This window comes from Streptomyces sp. M-16 (genome assembly GCF_052114405.1).
GTDB lineage: Bacteria > Actinomycetota > Actinomycetes > Streptomycetales > Streptomycetaceae > Streptomyces.
The window spans coordinates 1-7,088 of record NZ_JBFRER010000204.1; the positions used below are offsets into that span (position 1 = coordinate 1).

1 protein-coding gene is annotated in these 7,088 nt (G+C 76.9%); it reads right to left on the reverse strand.

The window, feature by feature from the left end; translation table 11 throughout:
- Nucleotides 1-7,088, reverse strand: a 7,088-nt coding sequence (locus AB4039_RS40640; RefSeq protein WP_442273145.1) for an SDR family NAD(P)-dependent oxidoreductase, incomplete at both ends; no start/stop codon positions are given.

Sequence of the window (7,088 nt, forward strand, 5' to 3'; positions counted from 1 at the left end):
ACGAGGTGGCGGGCGACCGCGCGGCCCAGGACGCCGGTGCCACCGGTGACCAGGACCGTGCCGCCCTCGGTGAAGGACAGCCCGTCCCCGTTCGGTTCGGGCCGGGCCCGGAGCAGGCGCGGGACCCGGGCCGCTCCCCCGCGCACCGCGAGCTGCGGCTCCGGGGAGGTCAGGTACGGCGTCGGGTCGGCGTCCTCGTCCAGGTCCAGGAGGTGGAAGCGGCCGGGGTGCTCCGACTGGGCCGAGCGCACCAGACCCCACACGGCCGCAGCCGCCGGGTCGCGCACGTCCTCGCCGACCGCGCCGCGGGTCACGAGGACCAGGCGGTCCTCCCCGGCGTCGGCCAGGGACCCCTGGAGGGCTTCCAGGGCCCGGCCCAGGGCGGGGCGGACGCCGTCGGAGGTGTCCACCTCGTACGCCCTGCCCGCGGGCAGGGGCTCGCCCGCTGCGGCCGCCGCCGCCCAGTCCAGGGCGAAGAGGGTGTCGCGGTGTGCGAGGTGGCCGGTGGCGACCGGGCGCAGCGCCAGTGAGTCGACGGTGGCCACCGCGCGGTCGGCCGTGTCGGTGACGGTGAGCGCGACCGCGTCGCCGCCGGCCGGGCTCAGCCGGACGCGCAGGGCGCGGGCGCCGCCGGCGTGCAGGCGGACCCCGTTCCAGGAGAACGGCAGGCGGACGCCGGGACCGTCGAGGAAGGAGCCGAGGCCCACGGCGTGCAGGGCGGCGTCGAGGAGGGCCGGGTGGAGGCCGAAGCGGCCCGCGGCCTCCTGCCGTTCGGGGTCGAGGGCGACCTCGGCGCAGACCTCGTCGCCGAGCCGCCAGGCGGCGCGCAGGCCCTGGAAGGCGGGCCCGTAGCCGAGGCCGGCGTCGGCGAGCCGGTCGTAGAAGCCGGTCAGGTCGACGGGTTCGGCGCCGGCGGGGGGCCAGGTGCCGCCGCCGGCGGGGGCCGGGGCGGTGGCCGGGGTGGCACAGAGGATGCCGGTGGCGTGCCGGGTCCAGGGTTCGCCGGTCTCCTGCGCGGAGCGGGCGTACGTGGTGACGGTGCGGCGGCCGTCCGCGTCGGCGGGGCCGACGGCCAGCTGGACCTGCACGGCGCCCCGTTCGGGCAGCGCCAGCGGGGCCTCCAGTGTCAGTTCCTCCAGGTGGGGGTGGCCGGTGCGCAGGCCGGCGTGCAGGGCCAGTTCGACGAAGGCGGTGCCGGGCAGCAGGGCCGTGCCGGCGACGGCGTGGTCGGCCAGCCAGGGCTGCGCGGACAGCGACAGGCGGCCGGTGAAGAGGTGGTCGTCGGAGGCGGCGAGGGTCACCGCCGCACCGAGCAGCGGGTGATCGGCCCCCTCCAGGCCCGCCGAGGCCATGTCGCCGGAGGCTTCGGCGCCCTCCAGCCAGAACCGCTCGCGCTGGAAGGGGTACGTGGGCAGGTCGACGCGGCCGGCTCCGGCGAAGACGGTGTCCCAGTCCACCGCGACGCCGTGGACGTGGGCCTCGGCGAGGGCGGCGGTGAAGCGGCCGGGGCCGCCGTCGCCGCGGCGCAGGGAGCCCAGCGCGGTGTCGGGCAGGCCGTGGACGAGGACGGGGTGCGGGCTGACCTCGATGAACACGCCGTGGCCCGCCCGCAGGAGGGTTTCGGTGGCGTCGGCGAGCAGGACGCTCTGGCGGAGGTTGCGGTACCAGTACCGCTCGTCGAGTTCGGTGCCGTCCAGCCAGGTGGCGTCGACGGTGGACAGGAACGGGATCTCGGCGGGGCGGGCGGTGATGCCGGCGAGGGCGTCCAGGACGTCGGTGCGGATCTCCTCCACGTGGGCGGAGTGGGAGGCGTAGTCCACGGGGATCCGGCGGGCGCCCTCGACCGCGGCGAGCACCGCGTCGAGTGCTTCCGGGTCGCCGGACACCACGACGGAACGGGGGCCGTTCACGGCGGCGAGCGACAGCCGCTCGCCCAGGTGCGCGGCGGCCTCCTCCCGGGACAGCGGCAGGGAGACCATGCCGCCGCGGCCGGAGAGGGCCAGCAGGGCCTTGCTGCGCAGGGCGACGACGCGGGCCGCGTCGTCGAGGGTGAGCGCCCCGGCGACGCAGGCGGCGGCGATCTCGCCCTGCGAGTGGCCGACCACGGCGGCCGGTTCCACGCCGTGGGAGCGCCACAGCGCGGCGAGGGAGACCATCACGGCCCACAGGGCGGGCTGGACGACGTCGACTCGGGTCAGGGCGGCCTCGTCGGCGAGGGCCTCGCGCAGCGACCAGTTCACGTAGGGCGCCAGGGCGCGCTCGCAGGCGTCCAGCCGGTCGGCGAACACCGGGGAGGCGTCGAGCAGTTCGTGGGCCATGCCGGCCCACTGCGAGCCCTGGCCGGGGAAGACGAACACGGCCTTCGCGGCGGTGCGCGCCGAGCCGCGCAGCAGGTGCGGGGAGGGCTCGCCGGCGGCGAGGGCGGCCAGGGCGGCGGCGAAGGCGGCGGGGTCGTCGGCGACGACGGCCGCGCGGTGCTCCAGTGCGGCGCGGGAGGACGCGAGGGAGCGGCCGATGTCGGCGAGGGGGTGGTGGGGGGCGCCGTCGTCGTCGGGGGCGCGCTGCGCGGTGAGGCCGTCCAGGGCGGCGAGGAGGTTGCGGGCCTGGTCGCGCAGGGCGTCGTCGGTCTTGCCGGACAGCACCCAGGGCAGGGCGGTGCCCTGTTCGGGGGACGGCGGGCCGGCGGGCCGTGCTCCGGTGACGTCGTCGAGGGGGGCCTGTTCGACGATGACGTGGGCGTTGGTGCCGCTGACGCCGAACGAGGACACGCCGGAGCGGCGGGCGCGCCCGGTCTCCGGCCACGGCACGGGCTCGGTGAGCAGGCGGACGTCGCCGGCCTCCCAGTCGACGTGCGGGGTGGGCTCGTCGACGTGGAGGGTGCGCGGCAGGACGCCGTGGCGCATCGCCTGGACCATCTTGATGACGCCGCCGACGCCGGAGGCGGCCTGGGTGTGGCCGATGTTGGACTTGAGGGAGCCGAGCCACAGGGGCCGGCCGTCGGGGCGGCCCTGCCCGTAGGTGGCGAGGACGGCCTGCGCTTCGATGGGGTCGCCGAGCCTGGTGCCGGTGCCGTGGGCCTCGACGGCGTCGACGTCGCCGACGGTCAGGCCGGCGTTGCCGAGGGCCTGGCGGATGACGCGCTGCTGGGAGGGGCCGTTGGGGGCGGTGAGCCCGTTGGAGGCGCCGTCCTGGTTGACGGCGGAGCCGCGGATGACGCCGAGGACCCGGTGGCCGTTGCGGCGGGCGTCGGAGAGGCGTTCCAGCAGGAGCATGCCCGCGCCCTCGCCCCAGCCGGTGCCGTCGGCGGACGCCGCGAAGGACTTGCAGCGGCCGTCGAAGGACAGGCCGCGCTGGCGGGAGAACTCGACGAACGTGTTGGGCGTGGCCATCACGGTCGCACCGCCGGCCAGGGCCATGGTGCACTCGCCGCCCCGCAGGGCCTGGGCGGCCAGGTGCAGGGCGACCAGCGAGGAGGAGCAGGCGGTGTCGACGGTGACGGCCGGTCCCTCCAGCCCGAGGACGTAGGAGATGCGGCCGGACAGGACGCTGCCGGCGTTGCCGGTGCTGAGGTAGCCGTCGATGCCCTCGGGCACCTCGCCGCCGCCCAGGAGGGAGGCGTAGTCGTGGTACATGACACCCGCGAACACGCCGGTGGCGGTGCCGCGGACGGAGGTGGGGTCGATGCCGGCGCGTTCGAAGGCCTCCCAGGCGGTTTCGAGGAGGAGCCGCTGCTGGGGGTCCATGGCGAGGGCCTCGCGGGGCGAGATCCCGAAGAAGCCGGCGTCGAACTCGGCGGCGTCGTAGAGGAAGCCGCCTTCGCTGACGTACGAGCGGCCGGCCGCGTCGGGGTCGGCGTCGAAGAGGCCGTCGAGGTCCCAGCCGCGGTCGGTCGGGAACGCCGCGATGCCGTCTCCGCCGGCGGAGACCAGGTTCCACAGGTCCTCGGGCGAGCGGACCCCGCCGGGGTAGCGGCAGCTCATGCCGACGATCGCGATGGGGTCGTCGGCGTCGGCGCCCGGGGCGGCGACGGGCACGGCGGCGGCGGTGTCCGGCGCGGCCTCGGTCAGCCCGGCGCGCAGGTGTTCGACGAGGGCGGCGGGGGTGGGGTAGTCGAAGATCAGCGTGGCCGAGAGCCGCAGGCCCGTCTCGGTGGTGAGCCGGTTGCGCAGTTCGACGGCGGTGAGGGAGTCGAAGCCGAGCTCGGTGAACGTCTGGCCGAGGTCGATCGCCCCGGCCGTCGCGTGGCCGAGTAYGGAACCGACGTGGGTGCGGACGAGTTCGGCGATCTGCCGTTCGGTCCACTCGGTACGGGGGGTGGCAGGGGCGGACGCGGCCGCCCGGCGGGCCGGTCCGCGCACCAGGCCGCGCAGCAGGGCGGGCGGCGTCGCGGTGCGGGCCGCGGCGCCGGGCGGCGGGGTGAGGTCCAGGCGGGCGGGGACGAGCAGGGGCTCGTCGAGGCCGCCGGCGAGGTCGAAGAGTTCGAGTCCTTCGGCGGCGGACAGGGCGGCGACGCCGGAGCCGGTGATGCGCTGGCGGTCGTTGCCGGCCAGGCGCCCGCCCATGCCGCCGCCTTCCGCCCACAGGCCCCAGGCGAGGGAGACGGCGCTGAGGCCCTGCGCGGCACGGTGCTGGGCGAGGGCGTCGAGGAAGGCGTTGGCGGCGGCGTATCCGGCCTGGCCGGGGGCGCCGAAGACGCCGGCGGCCGAGGAGAACAGGACGAAGGCCGACAGGTCCGCCTCCCGCGTCAGCTCGTGCAGGTGCCAGGCCGCGTCGAGCTTGGGGCGCAGTACGGTGTCCAGCCGTTCGGGGGCCAGCGAGCCGATCACCCCGTCGTCCAGGACGCCGGCCGCGTGCACCACCGCGGTCAACGGGTGTCCGGTGGGGATCCGGGCGAGCAGGCGGGCCAGGTCGGCGCGGTCGCCGACGTCGCAGGCCTCGATCAGGACGTGGGCGCCGGACCCGGTGAGTTCGGCGGCGAGTTCGGCGGCGCCCTCGGCGGCCGGACCGCGCCGGCCGGCCAGGACGAGGTGGCGTACGCCGTGCTCGGCCACCAGGTGGCGGGCGAGCAGGGCGCCGAGGCCGCCGGTGCCGCCGGTGATCAGGACGGTGCCGTCGGGGTTCCACTCCCGGGGCGCGGCGGGGGCGGGGACGCGGGCCAGCCGGGGGGCGTACAAGCGGCCGTCGCGCAGGGCGAGTTGCGGCTCGTCGAGGGCCAGGGCGGCGGTCAGGGCTCCGTTCGGGCCGGCGTCGGTGTCGGCGTCGGTGTCCGTCTCGGTGTCCGTGTCGGTGTCGGTGTCGTCGTCCGTGTCGATGAGGCGGAAGCTGCCCGGGTTCTCGGCCTGCGCCGACCGGACGAGGCCCCACAGCGGCGCCTGGCCGAGGTCGCGGACCTCCTCGCCGGGTCGCACGGCCAGCGCACCGCGGGTGACGAGGACCAGCTGCGACGAGGTGTACCGGGGCTCGGCGAGCCACGCCTGGAGGAGTTCCAGGACGCGGTGCGTGCCGGAGTGCGCGTCGGCGACCAGGTCGTCGGTGTGCGGGCAGCGGACGAAGACGGCGTCCGGGACGGTGTGAAGCGCGGCCAGGTCGGCGGCCGAGGCGATCCAGTGGGGCCGCGCGTCGGCGGGTTCCGCGGGTGTGGCCCCGGCCGCGGTCCGGGGCAGGGCGGTCCAGTCGACGCGGAACAGGGAGTCGCGGTGCCGGTGCGTGCGCTGCGCGGCGGCCGGGCGCAGGGCGAGGGCCTCGACGGTGGCGACCGGGGCGCCGGTCTGGTCCGCGGCCTCCAGGGCCACGGTGTCGGGGCCGGCCGGTGACAGCCGTACGCGCAGCGCCGGGGCGCCGGCCGCGTGGAGGGTCACACCGCGCCAGGAGAAGGGGAGGCTGGCGGCGCCGTCGGCGACGAAGTCGCCGAGTCCGACGGCGTGCAGGGCGGCGTCCAGCAGGGCGGGGTGCAGACCGTAGCGGGACGCCTCGGTCTCCTGCGGCAGCCGCACCTCGGCGAACACGTCCTCGCCGCGGCGCCATGCGGCCCGCAGGCCCTGGAAGGCCGGGCCGTAGCCGAAGCCGACCTCGACGAGGTGCTCGTAGAGCCCGTCGACGGATATCGGTTCGGCGCCCGCCGGGGGCCATTCGCTCAGGCCGGGGTCGGCGGGCGGGGTGGGGGCCGGGGCGGGGTCGGCCATCAGGGTGCCGCCGGCGTGCCGGGTCCACGGCTCGTCGGCGTGCCGGGAGTGGAAGGTCAGCGAGCGCCGTCCGTCCGCGTCCGCGGGTCCGACGGCGACCTGGAGCTGGACCGCGCCCTGTTCGGGGAGGACCAGCGGTGCCTCGATGGTCAGTTCGTCGAGGCGGGCGCAGCCGACCTGGTCGCCGGCGCGGACGGCCAGTTCCACGAAGGCGGTGCCGGGGACGAACACGGTGCCCATGACGGCGTGGTCGGCGAGCCAGGGGTGGGTGCGCAGGGAGAGCCGGCCGGTGAACAGCACCTGGTCGGCCTCGGCGAGGGTGACCATGGCGCCGAGCAGGGGGTGGTCGGCCGGGCCCAGACCGGCGGCGGCCACGTCGCCGGTGGCCGTCGTGGCGGGCCAGTAGCGCTGCCGCTGGAAGGGGTACGTGGGCAGGCCGACGCGGCGTCCGGGCAGCAGGGGCGTCCAGTCGACGGGGAGGCCGCGGGTCCAGGCCTCGGCGAGGGCGCCGAGGAAGGCCTCGGGCTCCGGGCGGTCCCTGCGGAGCGCGGGCGTCAGGAGTCCGGCGAAGTCCGCCGGCAGGGACTCCCCCGCCATGGCGGCGAGGACGCCCTGCGGGCCCAGCTCCAGGAAGTGGGCGACGCCCTGCTCCTCGGCGAGGTGGGCGAGGACGTCGCCGAAGCGGACGGCGGCCCGTACGTGCTCGACCCAGTGGCCGGCCGTGAACTCGGTGATCCGTGCGCCCGTGAGGGTGGACACGACCGGAACCGAGGGGGCGTTGTGGGTGAGGGTTTGCGCGACCTCGCGGAACGCCTCCAGCATCGGCTCCATCAGCGGGGAGTGGAAGGCGTGCGAGACCGTGAGGCGCTTGGTCTTGTGACCCCGCTCGGCCAGCTGTGCCGCCAC